This is a genomic window from Mycolicibacterium mageritense, assembly GCF_010727475.1.
Lineage (GTDB): Bacteria > Actinomycetota > Actinomycetes > Mycobacteriales > Mycobacteriaceae > Mycobacterium > Mycobacterium mageritense.
Genome location: NZ_AP022567.1, coordinates 7846191 through 7869466, shown reverse-complemented (window position 1 = coordinate 7869466; position 23276 = coordinate 7846191). Strand labels below are relative to the sequence as shown.

At 67.5% G+C, this 23276-nt stretch carries 19 protein-coding genes; 18 read left to right on the top strand and 1 reads right to left on the bottom strand.

Going from position 1 to position 23276, the window contains the following annotated elements; translation table 11 throughout:
* Nucleotides 1-43: 43 nt before the first annotated feature.
* The 7 genes from G6N67_RS38010 (at nucleotide 44) to G6N67_RS37980 (ending at nucleotide 8131) form a co-directional block, all read left to right on the top strand.
* A complete protein-coding gene (locus G6N67_RS38010; RefSeq protein ID WP_036442599.1) occupies nucleotides 44-1048 on the top strand; it encodes a LacI family DNA-binding transcriptional regulator in 1005 nt (334 codons plus the stop codon).
* A 101-nt stretch (nucleotides 1049-1149) separates the two neighbouring features.
* On the top strand, nucleotides 1150-2028 hold the full coding sequence (locus G6N67_RS38005) for a PfkB family carbohydrate kinase (RefSeq protein WP_051579305.1): 879 nt from the start codon (nucleotides 1150-1152) through the stop codon (nucleotides 2026-2028).
* 345 nt (nucleotides 2029-2373) lie between these two features.
* On the top strand, nucleotides 2374-4326 hold the full coding sequence (locus G6N67_RS38000; RefSeq protein WP_036442601.1) for a 2-oxoacid:acceptor oxidoreductase subunit alpha: 1953 nt from the start codon (nucleotides 2374-2376) through the stop codon (nucleotides 4324-4326).
* Complete coding sequence (locus tag G6N67_RS37995) at nucleotides 4323-5405, top strand: 2-oxoacid:ferredoxin oxidoreductase subunit beta (RefSeq protein WP_036442603.1); 1083 nt, start codon at nucleotides 4323-4325, stop codon at nucleotides 5403-5405. The genes G6N67_RS38000 and G6N67_RS37995 overlap by 4 nt, the downstream gene beginning before the upstream one ends.
* A gap of 11 nt (nucleotides 5406-5416) precedes the next feature.
* Nucleotides 5417-5986 carry a molybdenum cofactor guanylyltransferase gene (gene mobA, locus G6N67_RS37990; protein ID WP_073906678.1) on the top strand — a complete coding sequence of 190 codons (570 nt, stop codon included), beginning with the start codon at nucleotides 5417-5419 and terminating at the stop codon, nucleotides 5984-5986.
* Between the two features lie 1060 nt (nucleotides 5987-7046).
* Complete coding sequence (locus G6N67_RS37985; protein ID WP_036442606.1) at nucleotides 7047-7370, top strand: transglycosylase family protein; 324 nt, start codon at nucleotides 7047-7049, stop codon at nucleotides 7368-7370.
* A 272-nt stretch (nucleotides 7371-7642) separates the two neighbouring features.
* On the top strand, nucleotides 7643-8131 hold the full coding sequence (locus tag G6N67_RS37980; protein WP_036442608.1) for a transglycosylase family protein: 489 nt from the start codon (nucleotides 7643-7645) through the stop codon (nucleotides 8129-8131).
* 3 nt (nucleotides 8132-8134) lie between these two features.
* On the opposite strand, the gene G6N67_RS37975 is transcribed toward G6N67_RS37980, so the two are convergent.
* Nucleotides 8135-9277: an FAD-dependent oxidoreductase gene (locus G6N67_RS37975; protein ID WP_036442610.1), complete on the bottom strand. Its 1143-nt coding sequence runs from the start codon at nucleotides 9275-9277 to the stop codon at nucleotides 8135-8137.
* A gap of 108 nt (nucleotides 9278-9385) precedes the next feature.
* Between G6N67_RS37975 and G6N67_RS37970 the strand changes: the two genes are divergently transcribed.
* The 11 genes from G6N67_RS37970 (at nucleotide 9386) to rpmA (ending at nucleotide 23205) form a co-directional block, all read left to right on the top strand.
* Entirely contained in the window at nucleotides 9386-9997 is a 612-nt protein-coding gene (locus tag G6N67_RS37970) for a hypothetical protein (protein ID WP_036442612.1), read from the top strand.
* A gap of 25 nt (nucleotides 9998-10022) precedes the next feature.
* Nucleotides 10023-11996: a S9 family peptidase gene (locus tag G6N67_RS37965; RefSeq protein WP_036443339.1), complete on the top strand. Its 1974-nt coding sequence runs from the start codon at nucleotides 10023-10025 to the stop codon at nucleotides 11994-11996.
* 10 nt (nucleotides 11997-12006) lie between these two features.
* Nucleotides 12007-13257 (top strand): saccharopine dehydrogenase family protein, encoded by a 1251-nt coding sequence (locus G6N67_RS37960; protein WP_036442614.1) that lies wholly within the window; start codon nucleotides 12007-12009, stop codon nucleotides 13255-13257.
* 95 nt (nucleotides 13258-13352) lie between these two features.
* On the top strand, nucleotides 13353-13961 hold the full coding sequence (locus G6N67_RS37955) for a DUF937 domain-containing protein (protein WP_036442616.1): 609 nt from the start codon (nucleotides 13353-13355) through the stop codon (nucleotides 13959-13961).
* A gap of 97 nt (nucleotides 13962-14058) precedes the next feature.
* Complete coding sequence (locus G6N67_RS37950; protein WP_036442618.1) at nucleotides 14059-16716, top strand: valine--tRNA ligase; 2658 nt, start codon at nucleotides 14059-14061, stop codon at nucleotides 16714-16716.
* Between the two features lie 92 nt (nucleotides 16717-16808).
* Nucleotides 16809-18218, top strand: a complete 1410-nt coding sequence (gene folC / locus G6N67_RS37945; protein ID WP_036442620.1) for a bifunctional tetrahydrofolate synthase/dihydrofolate synthase — start codon at nucleotides 16809-16811, stop codon at nucleotides 18216-18218.
* A 38-nt stretch (nucleotides 18219-18256) separates the two neighbouring features.
* On the top strand, nucleotides 18257-18595 hold the full coding sequence (locus G6N67_RS37940; protein ID WP_081812891.1) for a DUF4233 domain-containing protein: 339 nt from the start codon (nucleotides 18257-18259) through the stop codon (nucleotides 18593-18595).
* Nucleotides 18596-18647: 52 nt separating this feature from the next.
* Nucleotides 18648-19070 (top strand): nucleoside-diphosphate kinase, encoded by a 423-nt coding sequence (gene ndk / locus G6N67_RS37935; RefSeq protein WP_036442624.1) that lies wholly within the window; start codon nucleotides 18648-18650, stop codon nucleotides 19068-19070.
* Between the two features lie 334 nt (nucleotides 19071-19404).
* Nucleotides 19405-22455, top strand: coding sequence for a ribonuclease E (locus G6N67_RS37930; RefSeq protein WP_036442626.1), 3051 nt, complete (start codon nucleotides 19405-19407; stop codon nucleotides 22453-22455).
* Between the two features lie 158 nt (nucleotides 22456-22613).
* Nucleotides 22614-22925, top strand: coding sequence for a 50S ribosomal protein L21 (gene rplU, locus G6N67_RS37925; protein WP_036442628.1), 312 nt, complete (start codon nucleotides 22614-22616; stop codon nucleotides 22923-22925).
* 13 nt (nucleotides 22926-22938) lie between these two features.
* The gene (rpmA, locus tag G6N67_RS37920; RefSeq protein WP_036442630.1) at nucleotides 22939-23205 is read left to right on the top strand and encodes a 50S ribosomal protein L27; all 267 of its coding nucleotides are present in this window, start codon (nucleotides 22939-22941) and stop codon (nucleotides 23203-23205) included.
* Nucleotides 23206-23276 lie beyond the last annotated feature (71 nt).

The window sequence follows — 23276 nt, the reverse complement described above, 5'->3', positions numbered from 1 at the left end:
GGGTACCTATGCGTCTGCTCGGCCGGGAAAGGGACACCTCTACATGGCGCACCGATACAAGGTCCGCGAGATCGCGCAGCAATGCGGGCTCAGCGAGGCCACGGTCGACCGAGTCCTCAACAACCGGCCCGGGGTGCGGGAGAACACGCGCGCCGAGGTGCATCAGGCCATCGCCGACCTGGACAAGCAGCGGGCGCAGTTGCGGCTCAACGGTCGCCGATACCTCATCGATGTCGTCATGCAGACCCCGCAACGGTTCTCGGACGCCTTCCGGAGCGCGGTGGAGGCCGAGTTGCCTACGTTCGCGCCCGCCATGCCGCGGGCCCGGTTCCACCTCTCGGAGTCGGGCTCGGCGGACCGCATGGTCGAGGTGCTGGCCGGCATCCGCGGCAGCCACGGCGTCATCCTCAAGGCGCAGGACGAGCCGGCGGTGGTCGAGGCGGTCGACCGTCTGGTCGAGGCCGGAGTCCCGGTTGTCACCTATGCCACCGACATTCCCGGCAGCGCGCGGCAGGCCTACGTCGGGATCGACAATCACGGTGCCGGGGTGACCGCTGCCTACCTCGTCAACGAGTGGCTCGGCACGGAGTCCGGTGACGTGCTGATCACGTTGAGTCGCACGGTCTTTCGTGGTGAGGGCGAACGAGAGGTGGGATTCCGGTCCGGGCTGCGGAACTCCGGCCGGGAGATCGTCGAAGTCACCGACAGCGACGGCATCGACGCCACCGTGGAACGCCTCGTGCTCGACGCCCTCGAGCGGCATCCGTCGGTGCGGGCCGTCTACTCGCCCGGTGGCGGCAACACGGCCACGGTCGCGGCGTTCGAGGCGCTCGGACGGGGCTGCCGGGTGTTCGTCGCGCACGATCTCGACGCCGACAACCGCAGGCTGCTCCGTGACGGCCGGATTTCGGTGGTTCTGCACAACGATCTGCGGGCCGACGCGAGGCTGGCCATCCGGGTGATCCTGCAGCGACACGGCGCCCTGCCCGCCGAGCCGGTGCGGCCCACTCCGATCCAGGTGATCACCCCTTACAACGTGCCTGCATGATTGCCGCGTCCTCGGCTCACAGTCATTGCCGCTACCATTTCGCCGCACGGTCTTGCTCATATGCCGGCCGCAAACCAGACCACGACCGAGAGACCTGATCTATGCCCAACGAGTTGATCCCGGGCGTCACCGTGTTGGGCAACCTGGCGATCGACATCATCAACGGTGCCCCGCGGAGCCCCGGTGGATGCGCGTCGTTCGCCGGTGTCGCGCTGGAAGCCGCCGGGGGCGTCGGGCGGATCGTCGCGATGGGTGCCGAGGCCGATCACGCGCTGTTCGACGCGTTGCAGGAGCGCTTCGACGGAATGGTCGCGATCCTGCCGTCCGACGTCACGAGTTCGTTCCGACTCGACTACGACGACACCGACCACCGGCACATGGCGGTGGAGGCCATCGGCCCGGTGTGGGATGCCGACGACATCGCGGCCGCCGACCCCACGACGACATGGGTGCACCTGGCACCGCTGCTGCGCACCGATTTTCCCGCGGAGACGCTTGCGGTGCTGGCGGACCGCGGGCACCGCGTCGCGTATGACGGTCAGGGGCTGGTGCGGGCGGACAGCCTCGGCCCGTTGGTGGAGGACCGGCACTTTCCGCGCGATCTGCTGACGCACCTCGATGTGCTCAAGCTCGCCGAGGACGAAGCCGTCGTGGTCGCCGACGGGGAGTTCGACGCATCGACCGCCGAGCGACTCGGCGTGCCGGAGATCGTCGTGACCTACGGCTCGGAAGGCTGCGTGATCTATCTCGAGGGCACGGTGGTCCGCGTGCCCGCGGCGTGGCGCGTGATGGATGTCCAGACGACGGGCGCGGGTGACATGTTCACGGCCTGTTATGTCGCCAATCGGGCAGCCGGTGCCGACCCCCGGCTCGCCGCGGAACGGGCCAGTGAACTCGTCGCGCGTGAGCTCGACAAGCGAGTACACGTGGGTACCGCGCGCCGCCCCGCCGACGGGCGTAACCGCAGGTCGACGGCCTGACTCGACGGGTGTCAAGAACGCACCGACGAGTGCTAGCCACCAGCTACCCGCGGGTAGCTTTTCCTTAGAGAATGTCGTTCTCCTGAACGTGACGAAAACCACACTTGTGTCTCAAGTCGTCGTTCTTCACGTCCATGAGCAGCATCTTCGGTTGCAGCTGCGCCGCGTGTCGGACCCGGCCGCGGTAAAGCCCAGCCTAAGAACAGTGCAATAATCGGTACTGCTAGTGACATCAAAATTTTGACCCACGCTTGAACCGATGGCCCTCCCCGGCAGTGTTCCCTATGACGGGCCCGGTGACGGATCGGAAAGACGTGGTCGAAATGCGCGTGAAAGGCGGTAGCCGTGGGTGAGAACGGCAACGGCAATGGTGCCGCGCCGCGGCAGAAGCTGGAGAAGGTTGTCATCCGCTTCGCCGGCGACTCCGGCGACGGTATGCAGCTGACCGGTGACCGGTTCACCTCCGAGGCCGCGCTGTTCGGTAATGACCTGGCCACGCAGCCGAACTACCCCGCCGAGATCCGGGCTCCACAGGGCACGCTGCCCGGGGTGTCGTCGTTCCAGATCCAGATCGCGGACTACGACATCCTCACCGCCGGTGACCGCCCCGACGTTCTCGTCGCGATGAACCCCGCGGCCCTCAAGGCCAACGTGTCGGATCTGCCGCGCGGCGGGTTGATCATCGCCAACTCCGACGAGTTCACCAAGCGCAACCTCGCGAAGGTCGGATACGACGCCAACCCGCTGGAGACCGACGAGCTGTCCGACTACGTCGTGCAGTCGGTCGCGATGACCACCCTCACGCTCGGCGCGGTCGAGGAGATCGGCGCGACCAAGAAGGACGGTCAGCGCGCCAAGAACATGTTCGCGCTCGGCCTGCTGTCCTGGATGTACGGACGCGAGCTGGAACACAGCGAGGCGTTCATCCGGGAGAAGTTCTCCCGCAAGCCCGATGTCGCCGAGGCCAACGTGCTGGCGCTCAAGGCCGGCTGGAACTACGGCGAGACCACCGAGGCATTCGCGACCACCTATGAGGTGTCGCCCGCCAAGCTCACGTCCGGTGAGTACCGGCAGATCTCGGGCAACACGGCGCTCGCGTACGGCATCGTGACGGCCGGTCAGCTCGCGGGTGTTCAGGTGGTGCTGGGCACCTACCCGATCACCCCGGCGTCCGACATCCTGCACGAGCTTTCGAAGCACAAGAACTTCAACATCCTCACGTTCCAGGCCGAGGACGAGATCGCCGGCATCGGAGCCGCCATCGGCGCGTCGTACGGTGGCGCGCTGGGCGTCACCAGCACGTCGGGCCCCGGCGTCTCGCTGAAGTCGGAGGCCATCGGTCTCGCGGTGATGACCGAGCTTCCGCTGATCGTCATCGACGTGCAGCGCGGCGGCCCGTCGACCGGCCTGCCCACCAAGACCGAGCAGGCCGACCTGCTGCAGGCGCTGTTCGGCCGCAACGGTGAGTCACCGGTCGCCGTGCTGGCGCCGCGGTCACCGTCGGATTGCTTCGACATCGCCGTGGAGGCCGCCCGGATCGCGGTCGACTACCACACGCCGGTGATCATCCTGTCCGACGGCGCGGTGGCCAACGGCTCCGAACCGTGGCGGATCCCGGATGTCAGCACGTATGCGCCGATCGAGCACACGTTTGCGAAGTCGGGCGAGCCGTTCCAGCCGTATGCGCGCGATCCGGAGACCCTGGCCCGCCAGTTCGCCGTGCCGGGCACACCGGGTCTGGAACACCGCATCGGCGGCCTCGAGGCGGCCAACGGTTCGGGCAATATCTCGTACGAGCCCAAGAACCACGACCTCATGGTCCGGCTGCGCCAGGAGAAGATCGCCGGTATCACGGTGCCCGATCTGGAGGTCGACGATCCCAGCGGCGACGCCGAACTGTTGATGCTCGGGTGGGGCAGCTCGTACGGCCCCATCGGCGAGGCCTGCCGGCGTGCCCGGCGCAAGGGCATCAAGGTGGCCCAGGCCCACCTGCGTCACCTCAACCCGTTCCCGGCCAACCTCGGTGAGGTGCTGCGGCGCTACCCCAAGGTCGTAGTGCCGGAGATGAACCTCGGCCAGCTGGCCTTGCTGCTGCGCGGCCGTTACCTCGTCGACGTGCAGTCGGTGACCAAGGTCGAGGGCATGGCGTTCCTGGCTGATGAGGTCGAGGGCATCATCGACGCGGCGCTGGACGGCACGCTCGGTGAGAAGGAAGCGGACAAGGCCAAGTTCGCGCGGTTGGCGGCGGCCACCATCGAGGAACCTACCGAGTCGAACGCTGTGGGAGCGAACGCATGACTGACCTGATTGGCACGGATCTGGGGCTCAGCGAAGCCCCGTTGACCAAGACCGCGCTGGTGCCCACGACCGACACCCCGCAGAAGGGCAAGGACTTCACCAGTGACCAGGAGGTCCGGTGGTGCCCCGGGTGCGGTGACTACGTCATCCTCAACACCATTCGCAACTTCTTGCCGGAGCTCGGCCTGCGCCGCGAGAACATTGCGTTCATCAGCGGCATCGGCTGCTCGAGCCGGTTCCCGTACTACCTGGAGACCTACGGTTTCCACTCGATTCACGGGCGCGCCCCCACCATCGCGACGGGCCTGGCCCTGGCCCGCCCGGATCTGTCGGTGTGGGTGGTCACCGGTGACGGTGACTCGCTGTCCATCGGTGGCAATCACCTGATCCATGCGCTGCGCCGCAACATCAACATCACGATCCTGCTGTTCAACAACCGGATCTACGGCCTGACCAAGGGGCAGTATTCGCCGACTTCCGAGACCGGCAAGATCACCAAGTCGACCCCTATGGGTTCGCTGGACTACCCGTTCAATCCCGTGTCGCTGGCGCTGGGCGCCGAGGCCACGTTCGTCGGCCGGGCGCTGGACTCCGACCGCAAGGGCCTGACCGAGGTACTGCGCGGCGCCGCCGAACACCGCGGCGCTGCCCTGGTCGAGATCATGCAGGACTGCCCGATCTTCAACGACGGGTCGTTCGATGCGCTGCGCAAGGAAGGCGCCGAGGAGCGCCTGATCAACCTCAGCCACGGTGAGCCGATCGTCTTCGGCGCCGACGGCGAGTACTGCGTGGTCAAGTCCGGCTACGGGTTGGAGGTCGCCAAGACCGCCGACGTCGCGGCCGACGAGATCGTGGTGCACAACGCCGAGGTCGAGGATCCCGCCTACGCGTTCGCGCTGTCGCGGTTGAGCGAGCAGAACCTCGACCACATGGTCATGGGCATCTTCCGCAAGGTGAACAAGCCCACCTACGACGACGCCGCCCGCCAGCAGGTGGCCGACGCACGTGCGGCCAAACCGTACGACACGACCGCACTGCAATCGCTGCTTCGCGGCAAAGACACCTGGACTGTGGACTAAGTTCTGTAGGGGTGACGCACCCCATCCCGTTGGCTGCAGTGGTGTTGGCAGGCGGGGCATCCCGGCGCATGGGACGGGACAAGGCCACGTTGCCCTTCGAAGGTTCGACGCTTCTTGAGCGGGTGGTCGCGGCCGTGCGGGTCCGGTGCGATCCGGTCTTCGTCATCGCCGCTCCCGGCCAGCCGCTGCCGCATGTCGATGCGCAGATCCTGCGTGACGACGTGCGCGGTGTCGGCCCGCTCGTCGCGACCGGGCGCGGCTTGCGTGCGGCCGGGGCAGCCGGGCGTGAGCTCGCGTTCGTCTGCGCGGTCGACATGCCGTACCTGTCGGCCGACCTCATCGACGAACTGGCCGGCCCAGCGGTGCGACTGGGGGCAGACATCGTGTTGCCCTGGGACGGTCGCGACCACTACCTGGCCGGTATCTATCGCAGCGCGCTGACCGAGCAGATCGCGTCCCTCGTGGCCGCCGGGGAGCGCAGCATGCGCGCGCTGGCCGAGACTGTCGACACTCAACGCATCGTGCTGCCCGCCGACCAGCGTTCGTTGACCAACGTCAACACCGCAGCAGACCTCAGCTGAGCCTCGCCCGAACGGCTGTGCACCGCCCAGCAAATTGCGAATTCGACACGTTCTCAGAGTGAATTTATCGTTCCGATATTAATCAGCAATACTTCGTTCATCTAACTCTCTGTCAGAATTCCGCCCCGCCATTCGCGAATCCGCCTGGGCGCATCCCGCACCTCCGCGGGTGGGAATCGAAAACCGTTGGCATCAAGCGGTTTTCACGTTGAAACTGGGTGATTGCGCTGGAATCGTGGGCATTTCCGCCACGAGAAACCAAGGAAAAAGCACCGAAGAACCGGTGATCACGGTCGCATTTTGGCGAGGTGGCCGTCGCCGTGTGGCGGTCGGGTCGCGGGCCGGCACTGTCGCGGGCGTTGCGCGACTGTTGTGTGCTCGTGAAAACTGTTGATACACAATGCTATACCTGCCAACGGCAGCGGATGGGCAACCGTGACGCCGCACCTCGCGCTTCCCGTCGTCGAGTCGTAATACTCTGTCGGGCAGCAGAATTGGGTTCTACTGCGAGGCGTCGTGGCTGTTGTGCTGCAGCGAACTGTTGACCTGGTCGGCGCACGATAACACTCGCTGATGGCATCTACCAGCGCTTTTGGGTCGAGGTGGGCGCCAACTCGGCGGACGGTTCGGCGAATTCTGGTGGCCCAGCTCACAAAATGCCGGTGATATACCTCACGTTTGGTACGCGGCGCTGGTCAATCGCCCGATCCGCAAAAGTAAGAGTTGACCTGCATAAACGATTCTCTCATCGTCTCGTTATCTGCTCGTGATCTTTCCGCTATCGCTTGTAGATCGATATGACTTCTGTTCGAGACCTTTGTACCGTCCCTGACGTCTCCGAAACGGAGCAAATAATTTCAAAACCACGAACCTGCGTGTGAGTGGGGCCGCGGCGGCGACAGCGCCCAAGCGGGAGCCGGGACGCGGTCCCGGCAGGGCGTTCTGGCCACCCCTTTCGTGCCTGACCGAGACGGCACGAACCAACTCCTCCTGCCCGGATTCCGGCAGTCGCGCCCGCGTGAGCGGGTGCCGATGGCGCGCGCTTGGCGAAAGGAATGAAGTGAAGAACATCCGCAAGACGTTTGGGCTGGGCATCATCGCCGGAGCGCTCGCTGTTGCTCCGATCGCGCTGGGCGCCGGCACCGCCAATGCGGACAGCGTTAACTGGGACGCCGTTGCGGCCTGCGAATCGGGCGGCAACTGGGCGATCAACACCGGTAACGGGTACTACGGCGGCCTGCAGTTCACCATGAGCACCTGGCGTGCCAACGGTGGGTCCGGTTCGCCCCACAATGCGTCGCGCTCGGAGCAGATCCGCGTCGCCGAGAACGTGCTGCGCTCGCAGGGCATCGGCGCGTGGCCGGTGTGCGGTAAGCGCGGCTAGCCGATCGATATTTCCGCCAGGATTCTGGCTCGCAACGGCACCGGGTTCGCCCCGGTGCCGTTTGCTTTCTCTTGTTCCACTCCTTGCTGCCTCGCCCCATGGGCCCGACCGGACTCATGAGGATCAAGCGTTGCTCAAGCCTCGAAAAAAACTTTCGCCACCCCTGTAACAGGTGAGGTTGGTCACACGACGTAAACAGTGACCGCGCTGATGCAGAAACGTGATCTCGCTGGTGTCGGTCCTGGTGTCGAAGGTCGGGGAAGGACCGCGAGATGACCATTCGTAGGGCTGTAACCAGGGGTTTCTGGCTCACCGCAGTGAGCGGCGCGCTCGCACTGGCCCCGATGACGCTGTCCGGTTCCGCCATGGCGACCGCGAACGCCGACACGGTCAACTGGGACGCCATCGCTCAATGCGAGTCCGGCGGCAACTGGTCGACGAACACCGGCAACGGCCACTACGGCGGATTGCAGTTCAAGCCGACCACGTGGGCCGCGCACGGCGGTGTCGGGTCGCCGGCCACCGCTACGCGCGAAGAACAGATCCGGGTCGCCGAGAACGTCTTGGCCACGCAGGGCATCGGAGCGTGGCCGAAGTGCGGCGCGCAGGGCGGCGCCCCGGCCGGATGGGGTGCTCCCGCCGCGACCGCCCCCACGGGATGCGGCGCGGTCAGGCCCGGCAGTGTGCTCGGCATCGTCGACCTGCGCCAGCTGTGCTCGTCGCTGCTCGGCCCGCTGACCGCTCTCGGAACCCCTCGCTGAGCGTCACCGCACCGGCTGGAACGCCGAATACGCGGCGATGGATGCCAGATGCCGGGTGAGCACCGGCTCGGGAACCAGCACGGTGGCGCGTGCCGCCACGGCGCTGAGAACTGCGGGACGCAGGTTCACGATGCGGCCGATCATCCGTGATTCGCGCACGATCGCCGAAACCCGGCGGCGCCGTCGTGACTCGAACCGCTCGAACGCCGCGGCCACATCCCTCTCCCGGCCGACCAACGCGGCGAGGACGGCCGCATCCTCGAGGCCCTGACACCCGCCCTGCCCCAGATGCGGGCGCATCGGGTGAGCGGCGTCCCCGGCGACCACCACGCGTCCACGCGCCCAATGCCGGGCCGGCACCCGATCGTAGAGATCGTTGCGCAACAGCTCGTCGGGCTCCGTGGTGGCGAGCAGTGTCGGGATGGGCTCCGCCCACGCGCCGAACAGCTGCCGCAGGTGCGCCAGCTCGCCGCGCACGGCGACCTGGCCCTGCGGTGCGCGTTGCGTCGCGAACCAATACGTGTGGTCGAGTCCGAGGGGGACATGACCGACTTCGATGCCCGCGCCCATGGTCTCGCCCGCCAACTCCGGGGCGATGACGTGTTCGGCGACACCGCGCCACGCGGTATAGCCCGCGTAGCGGCGGGGCAACGGCCCGTTGAGATGGCGGGCCACCACCGAATCGACGCCGTCCGCGCCGATCACCGCCGCAGCGGTCCGGACGGAGCCGTCGGTCAACTCCACCCGGGTGCCGTCGGCGTCGATTGTCTGCACGGCAACCCCGTACTCGACCGTGCCCGGATGCAGGGCCGCCGTCAGGATGCCGGTGAGGGCGGCTCGGCGGATCACCACGAGCGGCTCACCCAGGGCGCGGACCATGCGGTCCGCCGCCGGGCGCCGCAGCCACGTGCCGTCGTGCCAGCGCACTGCCCCCGCCGTGACGCGGCCGCCCGCGGCGCGCACCGCGTCGCCCAACCCGATCTCGTCGAGCGCCGCAAGAGCGTTGGGCCAGATGCTGATTCCGGTGCCGGACGAGACGTCGGCACGCGCCTCGACGACGCTCACCTCGAATCCGCGCCGCTGGAGGGCGACGGCCGTCGCGAGGCCCGTGATCCCGGCCCCCACCACGAGCATCGGCGCTGCCATCCGTCGACAGTAACCAAAGGTGGTTCCCACTACCGGAGTTGGGATCGGTAGCGTGCTCGCGGCGGCACGCTGTTGCCGACCCGACAACAGAACAGAATGAGAGAACTGATGAGATTCACCCGCTTCGGCATCACGCTCACCGCTGCGGCGATCGCAGCTTCTGCACTGAGCGGCTGCTCGAAGGTCACCGAGCTCAGGGATGTCGCCTCGGATGCCGCGGAAAAGGTGGTGTCCTCAGGCACGGAGAAGATCACCGAAGCGGTTTCGGGGAACCTGCTCACCGCGGAAGGTATGGACAATGCCCTCGCGGCGATATCCGAGAAGGTCGGCGCGAATCCGATGCAGGTGGTGGAGATGACCATCAGTCCGTCGGCCCTCACCGTCCAGGCCGTCGACCCCAACGCTCCGACCGAGCTGAACCAATGGAGCTACACCGCGGGCACCGTCGGGCCGTCGCGCCCAGTCGACTACGACGACGACACCGAAGCGCTGCAGCAGAATCTGTTCGCGATCACCGACGTCCCGACGAGCGCCATCGCCACGGCGATCGAGGCCGCAGTCCCGGCGAGTGAGGTCAAGGACGGCACCGTGCAGACCGTGAGCATCAAACGCAACCTGCCGTTCGACGAGAACGTGATCATGTTCATCAACGTCGACAGCGACCGGAGCAGCAAGCAGGTTCGCGCGGACACCACCGGCCAGGTCACCCAGGTGGTCTGACCCGGCGCCGCTACCGTGGGTGATCATGACGCCGTTCCACGATCTCGACGAATACCTTGCGCTGCCCCGGGTATCGGGGCTGGCGGTGTCGCCGGACGGTTCGCGACTGGTCACCACGGTCAGCGTGCTCAACGACAAACGCACTGAATTCGTCACGGCGATCTGGGAATTGGATACCCGCGGCGAACAGCCCGCGCGACGGCTGACCCACGGCGCCAAAGGCGAGTCCGCGCCGGCGTTCACCAGCGGCGGCGACCTGCTGTTTCTCTCCGCGCGTCCGGCGCAGGGAGACACCGAGGACAAGCCGCCCACAGCGCTGTGGCGGTTGCCCGCTGCAGGCGGTGAGGCCGTGGTGGAGTTGGCCATGCCGGGCGGAGTCAGCGGCGCGGTGAGCGCGCGGGACGCCGACGTCACGGTGGTCAGCGCGGCGCTACTGGCGTCGGCCGAGAGCATCTCCGACGACAAGGCGCTGCGGGGCCGGCGCAAGGACAACGCGGTGTCGGCGGTGCTGCACACCGGTTATCCGGTCCGGTTCTGGGATCACGACCTCGGTCCCGACCAGCCTCACCTCATCGACGTCGACGGGCCGACCGACCTCACCACGCATCCCGGTGCGGCGTTGCGCGAGACGGCTTTCGACGTCGGCGCCGACGGTGACTTCGTCGTCACGTCGTGGCACGTCCCCGGGCCGGGTGCGGCCAATCGCTCCATCCTGGTCCGGATCGACCGCGGCACCGGAACCCGCACGACCATCGCCGAGGAACCCGGCGCCGAACTCGAGCACCCCGCCATCGCGCCCGACGGCAGTGCGGTGGCATTCACCAGGGAGACCCATTCGACGCCCACGACCGCGCCGCGGATCACCTTGTGCTGCATGCGCTTCGGGGAAGAACCCGTCGAACTCACCGCGGCCTGGGATCGTTGGCCCGCGTCGGTGGCATGGGCCGCGGACTCGTCGGCGCTGATCGTCACCGCCGACGAGGCCGGGCGCCGCCCGATCTTCACGGTCGATCCGCGCAGCGGCGCCGTCGCCAAGCTCACCGACGACGACTACGCCTACACCGATGTGTGCCCGGCCCCCGGCGGAATCATCTACGCGCTGCGCAGTTCCTACGCCGTGCCGCCGCATCCCGTCCGGCTCGACCCGGACGGCACCGTGACCGAACTGCGGTGCGTGGATCTGCCCGAACTCCCCGGAACCCTCACCGAGCTGACCGCCACCGCGGCCGACGGCACCCCGATCAGATCCTGGCTCACGCTGCCGGCCGGGGACGAGCCGGCCGAACTGGTGCTCTGGATCCACGGGGGGCCGTTGGGGAGCTGGAACACCTGGCACTGGCGGTGGAACCCGTGGCTGCTGACCGCGCACGGCTACGCGGTGCTGATGCCGGACCCGGGGCTGTCGACGGGCTACGGCCAGCAGTTCGTCCAGCGCGGTTGGGGTGCCTGGGGCGCCGAGCCCTATACCGACCTCATGTCCGCGGTCGACGCCGCGTGCGAGCATCCGCGGATCGACGAGTCCAGGACCGCCGCGATGGGCGGTTCGTTCGGTGGCTACATGGCCAACTGGATCGCGGGTCAGACCGACCGGTTCGACGCGATCGTCACGCACGCGAGCCTGTGGGCGCTCGACCAGTTCGGGCCGACCACCGATGGCGCGTACTGGTGGGCACGCGAGATGACACCCGAAATGACACAACGTAATTCGCCGCATCAGCACGTAGCCCGGATCAACACGCCGATGCTGGTGATCCACGGCGACAGGGACTACCGCGTGCCCATCGGGGAGGCCCTGCGGCTGTGGTACGAACTGCTCACCGAATCCGGTCTGCCGGCCGACGAGAACGGCGAGAGCCCGCACCGGTTCCTCTACTACCCGACCGAGAACCACTGGGTGCTGGCGCCGCAACACGCCAAGATCTGGTACCAGGTGGTGACGGCCTTCCTCGGCCGGCATCTGCGCGGCGAGGAGGTTCAGCTCCCCGAACTGCTCGGGTAGCGTCGGAGCGGTGACGCAGCGTGAATTCGACCTGGTGCTGTACGGCGCGACGGGATTCGCAGGCAAACTGACCGCCGAGTATCTGGCCACCGCCGCGGGAACCACCTGCATCGCGCTGGCCGGCCGCTCCGAGGACCGGTTGCGCGCGGTGCGCGACACCCTCGGCGCGGGTGCGCAGGACTGGCCTTTGATCGTCGCCGACGCGTCGGCGCCGTCGACCCTCGACGCCATGGCAGCTCGCACCCAGGTGGTGGTGACGACAGTCGGGCCCTACACGAAATACGGGCTGCCGCTGGTGGCGGCGTGTGCCGCGGCGGGCACCGATTATGCCGACCTCACCGGTGAGACGATGTTCATCCGCAGCAGCATCGACCTGCACCACAAGCAAGCGGCCGACACCGGTGCGCGCATCGTGCACTCGTGCGGATTCGATTCCGTCCCATCCGATCTCACCGTCTACGCGTTGTACCGCCGCGCGCTCGCCGACGGCGCGGGCGACCTGGGCGACACCAACCTGGTGGTCCGTACCTTCGCAGGCGGGGTGTCGGGCGGCACGGTCGCATCGATGTTCGAGGTGCTGCGCACGGCATCGGAAGATCCCGAATCCCGCCGGTTGATGAACGATCCCTACACGTTGAGCCCGGATCGCGCCGCCGAACCCGAGCTCGGTGGCCAGCCCGACGTGCGGTGGCGCAGGGGTGCGGAGATCGCTCCCGAACTGGCCGGATACTGGACCGGTGCGTTTGCGATGGCCGGTCCCAACACTCGAATCGTGCGGCGCAGCAACGCTTTACTGGATTACGCCTACGGCCGCCGGTTCGAGTATGCCGAGCAGATGAGCCTTGGTCGGTCGGTCGTGGCACCGGTGGCCGCTGCCCTGGTGACCGGATCCAACGCCGTAACGCTCGGCCTCGGCGGGCGGTACTTCGACCGGTTGCCGTCCGCCCTCGTCGAGCGGCTGGCGCCCAAGCCCGGCACCGGCCCCAGCGAACAGACCCGCGAGAAGGGGCATTACCGCGTCGAGACCTACACCACGACGTCGTCGGGCGCCCGCTACGTGGCGACCATGGCGCAGCAGGGCGACCCGGGCTACAAGGCCACCGCGGTGTTGTTGGGGGAGTGCGGGTTGGCCCTGGCGCAGGATCGCGACAAACTTTCGGAGCTTCGCGGCGTGCTCACGCCTGCCGCCGCGATGGGTGAGGCGCTGCTGGCGCGGCTGCCTGCGGCGGGGGTAACGCTGGAAACCGACGCGCTGGGCTGATCGGATCTGCGCGCGCGGAACGCCTGTGGGACAAGATCAAATTCGACTAGTGTCGTCGGCGAGCACACAGTTCGCCAGCAACGAAGGTGGGAAAAATGGCCGGTCTCGACGAACTTTTCGCGCAGATCCCTGTCGCGGACATTGCGAACAAGCTTGGCGCCGATGAAGGCGAGGTGAACAACGCGATCAAGACGCTGGTCCCGGCGCTCGTCGGCGGTCTGCAGCAAAACGTCGAATCCAACGAGATCGACTCAAGCAAGCTCGAATCGGCGGTCACCCAGCAGGCCGCGAGCGGACTGCTCGACGGCGGCGTCAACGTCAACGACGTCGACGAGAAGGAAGGCGACCAGCTCGTCGCGCACATCTTCGGTGGCAACAACAGCGATTCGGTGGCCTCGGCTTTGGCGGGCACCGGAGGCGCCGGCGGCGGCCTCGTCAAGCAGCTGTTGCCGATCCTGGCTCCGATCGTGCTCGCCTACATCGGCAAGCAGTTCGCGCAGAAGAACGCCGAGCCGGCACAGGCGCAGGCGCAGTCCTCCGGTGGTGGCCTCGGCGACATCCTCGGCAGCATCCTGGGTGGCGCGTCGCAGGGCTCCTCCGGCGGCAACAACCCGCTGGGCAGCATCCTCGGCAGCGTGCTCGGCGGCGGCCAGGGCAACGCCATCGGCGAGATCCTCGGTGGCCTGCTCGGCGGCAAGAAGTAGCCCCGTTCGCTGTCCCGAGAGCCCCTGATCACCGGGTGAACACTCCTGGTGACGGGGGCTTTCGCCGATTCGTGTGCATCCTTCCTAGAATGGCGCGGTGACTCCCAGCCCTGACAACCGCGCCGATGCCCTCCCCAAGTCCTGGGATCCGGGTGCGGTAGAAGCCGAGCTGTACCAGGGCTGGGTGGATGCCGGATACTTCACCGCCGACGCCGCGAGCGACAAGCCGCCGTACTCGATCGTGCTGCCCCCGCCGAACGTGACCGGCAGCCTGCACATGGGCCACGCCCTGGACCACACCCTCATGGACGCGCTCACCCGGCGCAAACGCATGCAGGGATTCGAGGTGCTGTGGCTGCCCGGCATGGACCACGCGGGTATCGCGACCCAGACCGTGGTGGAAAAGCAGCTGGCCGTCGACGGCAAGACCAAGGAAGACTTCGGCCGCGAGCTGTTCGTCGACAAGGTGTGGGACTGGAAGCGGGAGTCCGGCGGCACCATCGGCGGGCAGATGCGCCGCCTCGGTGACGGCGTGGACTGGAGCCGCGACCGCTTCACGATGGACGAGGGACTGTCGCGCGCGGTGCGCACCATCTTCAAGCGCCTCTTCGATGCCGGCCTGATCTATCAGGCCGAGCGGTTGGTCAACTGGTCGCCCGTGCTGGAAACCGCGATCAGCGACCTCGAGGTCAAGTACGAGGATGTCGAAGGCGAACTGGTCTCGTTCCGCTACGGCTCGATGAACGACGACGAGCCGCACATCATCGTGGCCACGACTCGCGTCGAGACCATGCTCGGCGACACCGCCATCGCGGTCCATCCCGACGACGAGCGGTACCGGCACCTGGTTGGCAAGACCTTGCCGCACCCGTTCACCGACCGCGAGATGATCATCGTCGCCGACACCCATGTCGACCCCGAATTCGGTACCGGCGCAGTGAAAGTCACACCTGCACACGATCCGAACGACTTCGAGATCGGATTGCGTCACGCGTTGCCGATGCCGTCGATCATGGATGCCAAGGGCCGAATCGCCGACACCGGAACGCAATTCGACGGCATGGACCGGTTCGAGGCGCGGGTCAAGGTGCGTGAGGCGCTGGCCGAACAGGGCCGGATCGTCGCCGAGAAGCGGCCCTACCTGCACAGCGTCGGGCACTCCGAGCGCAGCGGCGAGCCCATCGAACCGCGGCTGTCCCTGCAGTGGTGGGTCAAGGTGGAGGCACTGGCCAAGGCGGCCGGCGATGCAGTTCGCAACGGTGACACCGTGATTCACCCGCCAAGCCTGGAGCCGCGGTGGTTCGCGTGGGTCGACAACATGCACGACTGGTGCATCTCCCGGCAGCTGTGGTGGGGGCACCGGATCCCGATCTGGCACGGCCCGAACGGCGAGACCGTGTGCGTCGGCCCCGACGAGACGCCGCCCGAAGGCTGGGAGCAGGATCCCGATGTCCTCGACACGTGGTTCTCGTCGGCGCTGTGGCCGTTCTCCACCATGGGCTGGCCCGACCACACCCCGGATCTGGCCAAGTTCTATCCGACCTCGGTGCTGGTCACCGGCTACGACATCATCTTCTTCTGGGTGGCCAGGATGATGATGTTCGGCATGTTCGTCGCCGACGATCCGGCCATCACATCGGAGGGCAGGCGCGGCGCCCAGGTGCCGTTCGAGAACGTCTTCCTGCACGGGCTGATCCGCGACGAGTTCGGCCGCAAGATGAGCAAGTCGCGCGGCAACGGCATCGACCCCCTGGAGTGGGTCGAGAAGTTCGGAGCCGACGCGTTGCGATTCACGCTGGCCCGCGGCGCCAGCCCCGGCGGCGACCTCTCGATCGGTGAGGACCACGCGCGCGCGTCGCGCAACTTCGCCACCAAGCTGTTCAACGCGACGCGCTTCGCCCTCATGAACGGCGCCGCCCCGGCGCCGCTGCCCGACGCCGCGGAGCTCACCGACGCCGACCGCTGGATACTCGGCCGGTTGGAAGCGGTTCGCGCCGAAGTGGATTCGGCGTTCGACAGCTACGAGTTCAGCCGCGCGTGCGAGGCGCTGTACCACTTCGCGTGGGACGAGTTCTGCGACTGGTACGTCGAACTGGCCAAGGTGCAGCTGGGACAAGAGGTCCACACCGCTCACACGACTGGGGTGCTGGCCTTCGTGCTCGATGCCCTGCTCAAGCTGCTGCACCCCGTCATGCCGTTCGTCACCGAAGCTTTGTGGAAGGCGCTCACCGGCGGTGAGTCGGTGGTGATCGCACCGTGGCCGCAGGCATCCGGATTCGCGCCTGATCCTGTTGCCGCGCAACGGATTGCCGATATGCAGAAGCTGATCACCGAGGTGCGCCGGTTCCGCAGCGACCAGGGCCTGGCCGACCGGCAGAAGGTTCCGGCCCGGCTGTCCGACATCGCCGGGGCCGGTCTGCAGGCGCAGTTGCCCGCCGTCAGCTCGCTGGCGTGGCTGACCGAGCCCGGTGACGGATTCACCCCGTCTGCTTCGGTGGAGGTGCGGTTGTCGCAGGCCACCGTGGTCGTCGAGGTCGACACGTCGGGCACGGTCGACGTGGCCGCCGAGCGGCGCAGGCTGGAGAAGGATCTCGCGGCTGCGCAGAAGGAATTGGCGACCACGACGGCCAAACTCGGCAACGATGCGTTCCTGGCGAAGGCACCGGCAGAGGTCGTCGACAAGATCCGCGGCAGGCAACAGCTGGCCGGGGAGGAAGTCGAACGCATCACCGCGCGCCTGGAGGGTTTGCGATGAGCGCTTGCGCGAAGAGCCGGAGGCGCCGATGAGCGCTTGCGCGAAGAGGAGAGTGCACCGATGAGCGCTTGCGCGAAGAGCCGGTGGCACCGATGACCGATCCGGTCCCGACGCCGGACGAGATCGCGGCGCTGCTGCAGGTCGAGCACCTGCTGGATCAGCGGTGGCCGGAGACCAAACTCGAGCCGAGCACCACCCGCATCGCGGCGCTGCTGGAACTGCTTGGCTCCCCGCAGCGGGCCTATCCGTCCATCCATGTGGCAGGCACCAACGGCAAGACGTCGGTGGCGCGGATCATCGACGCGTTGCTCACCGCGTTGCACCGCCGCACCGGGCGGACCACCAGCCCGCACCTGCAGTCCGCGGTCGAGCGCATCTCGATCGACGGAAAGCCCATCACGCCGGCGCAGTACGTCGAGACCTACCGGGAGATCGAGCCGTTCGTCGAACTGGTCGACCAGCAGTCCGAGGCGGCGGGCGGCCCGAAGATGAGCAAGTTCGAGGTGCTCACGGCGATGGCGTTCGCCGCGTTCGCCGACGCGCCGATCGACGTCGCCGTCATCGAGGTGGGCATGGGCGGCCGGTGGGATGCCACCAATGTCGTCAACGCTCCGGTGGCCGTCATCACGCCGATCGGTATCGACCACACCGACTATCTCGGTGACACCATCGCCGAGATAGCGGGGGAGAAGGCAGGCATCATCACCAGGCAGGAAGACGACCTGGTGCCGACCGACACGGTCGCCGTCATCGCCCGTCAGGTTCCCGAGGCGATGGAAGTGCTGTTGGCCGAGACCGTGCGCGCGGACGCCGCGGTGGCCCGCGAGGATTCCGAATTCGCGGTGCTGGGCCGCCAGGTCGCGATCGGCGGGCAGGTGCTCGAACTGCAGGGCCTCGGCGGCGTTTATTCGGACATGTTCCTGCCTCTGCACGGTGAGCACCAGGCGCACAACGCAGTGGTGGCGCTGGCGGCGGTCGAGGCGTTCTTCGGGGCCGGTGCCGACCGGCAGCTCGATGTCGAGGCGGTCCGCGCCGGATTCGCTTCCGTGCGCAGCCCGGGCCGGCTTGAGCGGATGCGCAGTGCGCCGACGGTGTTCATCGATGCCGCGCACAATCCCGCCGGCGCCGCGGCGCTGGCGGACACGCTGCGCGAGGAATTCGAATTCCGGTACCTGGTGGGCGTGGTGTCGGTGATGGCCGACAAGGACGTCGACGGCATCCTGACCGCGTTGGAGCCGGTGCTGGATCAGATCGTGGTGACCCACAACGGTTCTCCGCGTGCGATGGAGGTAGAGGCGCTGGCGTTGCACGCCGAAGAGCGGTTCGGTCCGGAGCGGGTGATCACCGCCGCGACCCTGCCCGACGCCATCGAGACCGCGACGGCCATGGTCGAGGAGTCCGGGGCCGACGCCGAGGGATTTTCTGGCGTCGGCATCGTGATCACGGGCTCGGTGGTGACCGCGGGCGCCGCACGCACCCTGTTCGGGAAGGATCCCCAGTGAGCGCACCGCCCGATCCGTGGAAGAGCTTCCGCGGGGTGATGGCCGGGACGCTGATCCTGGAAGCGATCGTGGTGCTGCTGGCACTGCCCGTGGTGGCCGTCGGCGGCAGCGGTCTGACGGTGTGGTCCGGCGGCTACCTGGTCGGGCTCGCGGTCGTGCTGATCCTGATGGCAGGCGTCCAGGGCAGGCCGTGGGCGATCTGGGCGAACCTCGGGTTGCAACTTGTGGTCATCGCCGGTGTCGTCGTCCACGGCGGGATCGGTTTCATCGGAGTCATTTTCGCGGTGGTCTGGCTGCTGATCCTGTACCTGCGCGCCGAGGTCAAGCGCCGCCAGGCCCGCGGTCTGCTGCCCGGGCAGCAAAACCCGCCCGAATAGCCGGGGGGACCGTGATGGCGCACCCCATTACCGACCGGTACGCTCTCACTCCGTGACTGAGCGGACCCTTGTTTTGATCAAGCCCGACGGCGTGCAGCGACACCTGGTCGGAGAGATCATCAGCCGGATCGAGCGCAAGGGTCTGACCCTGGCGGCGCTGGAACTGAAGAACGTCAGCGACGAGCTCGCGCGGCAGCATTACGCCGAGCACGACGGCAAGCCCTTCTTCGACTCGCTGCTGGAATTCATCACGTCCGGACCGGTCGTGGCGGCCATCGTGGAAGGCCCGCGGGCCGTGGCCGCGTTCCGTCAGATCGCCGGCGGCACCGATCCGGTGGAGAAGGCCGTTCCCGGCACGATCCGCGGGGACTTCGCTCTGATCACCCAGGACAACCTGGTGCACGGTTCGGATTCGGCGGAATCGGCAGCCCGCGAGATCGCGCTCTGGTTCCCGGCCCAGGCGACGGCCTCCTAGCTTTTCCGCGGGCCCTTTGCCCCGGTGGTGAAGGGCCTGTGCGGACGCTTTGCGCCGTCTGGTCAGTACCGCGTCAGTGATGTGGGATACTGGTCGCGGGTTGCCGGCCTCAACCGAGGCTGAAAACCCGAATGAAGACTTCGACGTGCGCGACCACCGCAATCCGGTGTGGCGCCGACCGTCCAGCCATCATTCAGCCAGGCACCGGGTGGGTTCGGTATCGAGCCGCTCGGAGCGAGACCACAACAAGTCCGGGGAACGTGTCCCGGGCCAATAGCGGAAGCCCTCGCGTGGCCGCGTCGTAAAGACGCGCCCGGGGGCTTGAGGAGAATACGTGGCCGAAGATGCCCATACCGAAGACCTATCCACCCAGACTCCGGAGCAGGAAAGACTCCCAGAGCGGCTGAGAGTTCATTCGCTGGCTCGCGTGCTGGGAACCACCAGCCGACGGGTGCTCGACGCGCTCGCCGAGTTCGACGGACGTCAGCGCAGCGCCCATTCGACAGTCGACAAGGTCGACGCCGAACGTGTGCGTGAGGCGTTGGCAGTGTCGGCCGCCGAGGCCGCGCCCGCGCAGACCGAATCCGTCACCGTCAGCGTCACCGAGACCGTCGAGGTGGCCCCGGTCGAAGCGGCGGTCCCGGCTCCGGCGACCGAGATCGCCGAAGCCCCGGCCGCCGAAGTCCCCGCTGCCGAACCGGAGGCGGCCGAGCCTTCCGCCGAGCCGGAAGCAGTGGAAGGCGCAGCCGAGGAAACCGCGCCCGAGGTCGCCGCGACGACGGGCAAGGTGCTCGTGGGTGACGAGCCCGAGTCGCGGCTGATCCTCGAGAGCGCCAACATCCCGGCCGCCCGCGAGGCGCACATCGAGCGGGCCGATTACCTGCCGCTGTTCGTCGCGCCGCAGCCCGTGAGTTTCGAACCCGTCGACCACGACGACGACGAGGACGACGACACCGACATCGATTCGGACTCCGACACCGACACCGACACCGACGAGGAGCAGGCCGATCGCCCGGCCGCGCGACGCAGGCGGCGCGGGCGCCGCGGGCGCGGGCGGGGCCGCGGCGAGCAGAGCGACGACGCCGCCGGTGACTCCGACACCGACTCCGACGAACAGGGCGACGCGTCCGACCAGGAGTCCGACGAGTCGGATGACTCCGACGAGAGCGGTGACGAGGACAGCACGGGTACCGACGGTGGCACCCGCCGGCGCCGGCGCCGACGCCGTCGCAAGGCCGGTGCGGGTGACGCCGACGATGCCGGTTCGCCGGACGATCCGCCCAACACCGTCGTGCACGAGCGCGCTCCGCGGTCCGACCGTGCGGACAAGTCCGCAGGAGACGATTCGGAGATCCAGGGCATCAGCGGATCGACCCGGTTGGAGGCCAAGCGGCAGCGCCGGCGGGACGGTCGCGATGCCGGCCGGCGTCGGCCGCCGATCCTGAGCGAAGCGGAATTCCTGGCGCGCCGCGAAGCCGTCGAACGCACGATGATCGTGCGGGACAAGGTCCGCACCGAGCCGCCGCACGAGGGCGCCCGCTACACCCAGATCGCTGTGCTCGAAGACGGCGTCGTGGTCGAGCACTTCGTGACGTCGGCCGCATCGGCATCCCTGGTCGGCAACATCTATCTCGGCATCGTGCAGAACGTGCTGCCCTCGATGGAGGCCGCGTTCGTCGACATCGGTCGCGGCCGCAACGGTGTGCTGTACGCCGGTGAGGTGAACTGGGAGGCCGCGGGTCTCGGTGGTGCCAACCGCAAGATCGAACAGGCCCTCAAGCCCGGCGACTACGTCGTAGTGCAGGTCAGCAAGGATCCCGTCGGCCACAAGGGTGCGCGTCTCACCACGCAGGTGTCCCTGGCCGGCCGTTACCTGGTGTACGTGCCGGGTGCGTCGTCGACCGGGATCAGCCGCAAGCTGCCCGACACCGAACGCCAGCGGCTCAAGGAAATCCTCAAAGAGGTTGTGCCTGCCGATGCCGGTGTGATCATCCGCACCGCGTCGGAAGGCGTCAAGGAAGAGGACATCCGCTCGGACGTCGAGCGGCTGCAGCAGCGCTGGACCGAGATCGAGGCCAAGGCCGCCGAGATCACCGCGAAGAAGGCCGGGGCGGCCGTCGCGCTCTACGAAGAGCCCGACGTGCTGGTCAAGGTCATCCGCGACCTCTTCAACGAAGACTTCTCAGGGCTCATCGTCTCCGGCGACGAGGCCTGGAACACCATCAACTCCTACGTGAACACCGTGGCCCCCGACCTGATGGGCCGGCTCACCAAGTACGAGCCCGCGGGCGGTGACGGACCGGACGTGTTCGCCGTGCACCGCATCGACGAACAGCTCGCCAAGGCGATGGACCGCAAGGTGTGGCTGCCGTCGGGCGGCACGCTGGTCATCGACCGCACCGAGGCCATGACCGTTGTCGACGTCAACACCGGAAAGTTCACCGGCTCGGGCGGCAACCTGGAGCAGACCGTCACGCGCAACAACCTCGAAGCCGCCGAGGAGATCGTGCGACAGCTGCGGCTGCGGGACATCGGCGGCATCGTCGTCATCGACTTCATCGACATGGTGCTCGAGTCCAACCGCGATCTGGTGCTGCGGCGGCTGACCGAGGCCCTGGCCCGCGACCGCACGCGCCACCAGGTGTCCGAGGTGACGTCGCTGGGGTTGGTGCAGCTGACCCGAAAGCGCTTGGGGACGGGCCTGATCGAAGCCTTCTCGACTGCGTGCACGCATTGCGGTGGGCGCGGCATCGTGTTGCACGGTGACCCGGTCGACTCGGCGTCGTCCGGCGGGGCGCGGAAAGCTGAATCCAGCGGCGGCGGTGGCGGCGGAGGCCGTCGCGGCAAGCGCGGGAAGAAGGGCGCCGCGCGCACCGACGAGGTGCAGGTCGTCAAGGTGCCCACGCACACGCCGGGCGAACACCCGATGTTCAAGGCGATGGCCGCGGCCAACGGCCGCCACGAGGACGACACCGACGAGTCGCACGAGGCCGAGGATCACGACGAGCGGGACGTCACGGACGAGGTCGACGAGACCGAGCTGGAGTCGACCGCCTTCGCCGGCGAACGCGACGACGAGTCCGACTCCGAGGACACCGACGAGGATCTCGAGGACACCGACGAATCCGACGAGGACGAGTCCGACGAGGACGAGGATTCCGATGACGAGTCCGACGAGGACGAGATCGACCTCGACGACGACGATGACGGTGACGACCTCGATGAAGACATCGAGGTGATCACCGAATCCGACGATGACTCCGATGAGGACGACGACTCGGATGACGATGACGACGGCTATCAGCCCCCGATCGCGGTGGCGCCCGCACGGCGGCCACGGCGGCGGGCCGCTGCACGACCGGCCGGGCCACCCACCCACGAGTAGGGCCGGTTTGACCCTCTACCAGCTGGTCACGTACCCTTGACCAGTTGTCGTCAGAGCTTGCAGACGCAGGCCGGCGACGGCGGGGTCTCCCCGCCACCCAAGACCCGCGCACGCACCGACCGGTAGCGCGCGCCCGCAGAGCAAGAGCAGAGGACACGATGGCGACATACGCAATCGTCAAGACTGGCGGCAAGCAGTACAAGGTTGCCGTCGGCGACGTGGTGAAGGTTGAGAAGCTCGACTCCGAGCCCGGTGCGTCGGTTTCGCTGCCCGTGGCTCTGGTCGTCGATGGCGCCAACGTCACCACCAAGGCCGACGACCTGGCGAAGGTCGCCGTGACCGGCGAGGTGCTCGAGCACACCAAGGGTCCGAAGATCCGCATCCATAAGTTCAAGAACAAGACCGGCTACCACAAGCGCCAGGGGCACCGTCAGCAGCTGACCGTGCTCAAGGTCACCGGAATCAAGTAGGAGGCGTTCGGATATGGCACACAAGAAGGGCGCTTCCAGCTCTCGTAACGGCCGCGAATCAGCCGCACAGCGGCTCGGCGTCAAGCGCTTCGGCGGCCAGGTCGTCAAGGCGGGCGAGATCATCGTCCGTCAGCGCGGAACCCACTTCCACCCCGGCGTCAACGTCGGCCGTGGCGGTGACGACACGCTGTTCGCCACCGCTCCCGGCGCCGTCGAGTTCGGCACCAAGCGCGGACGCAAACTGGTGAACATCGTTCCCGTTCCGCGCCCGGAGGCCTGAGACTTCGAGGACACCGCCCGCGAATGTGAAGCAGCTGCGAGTTCTCGATAGAACTTCGCGATAGCTTCACA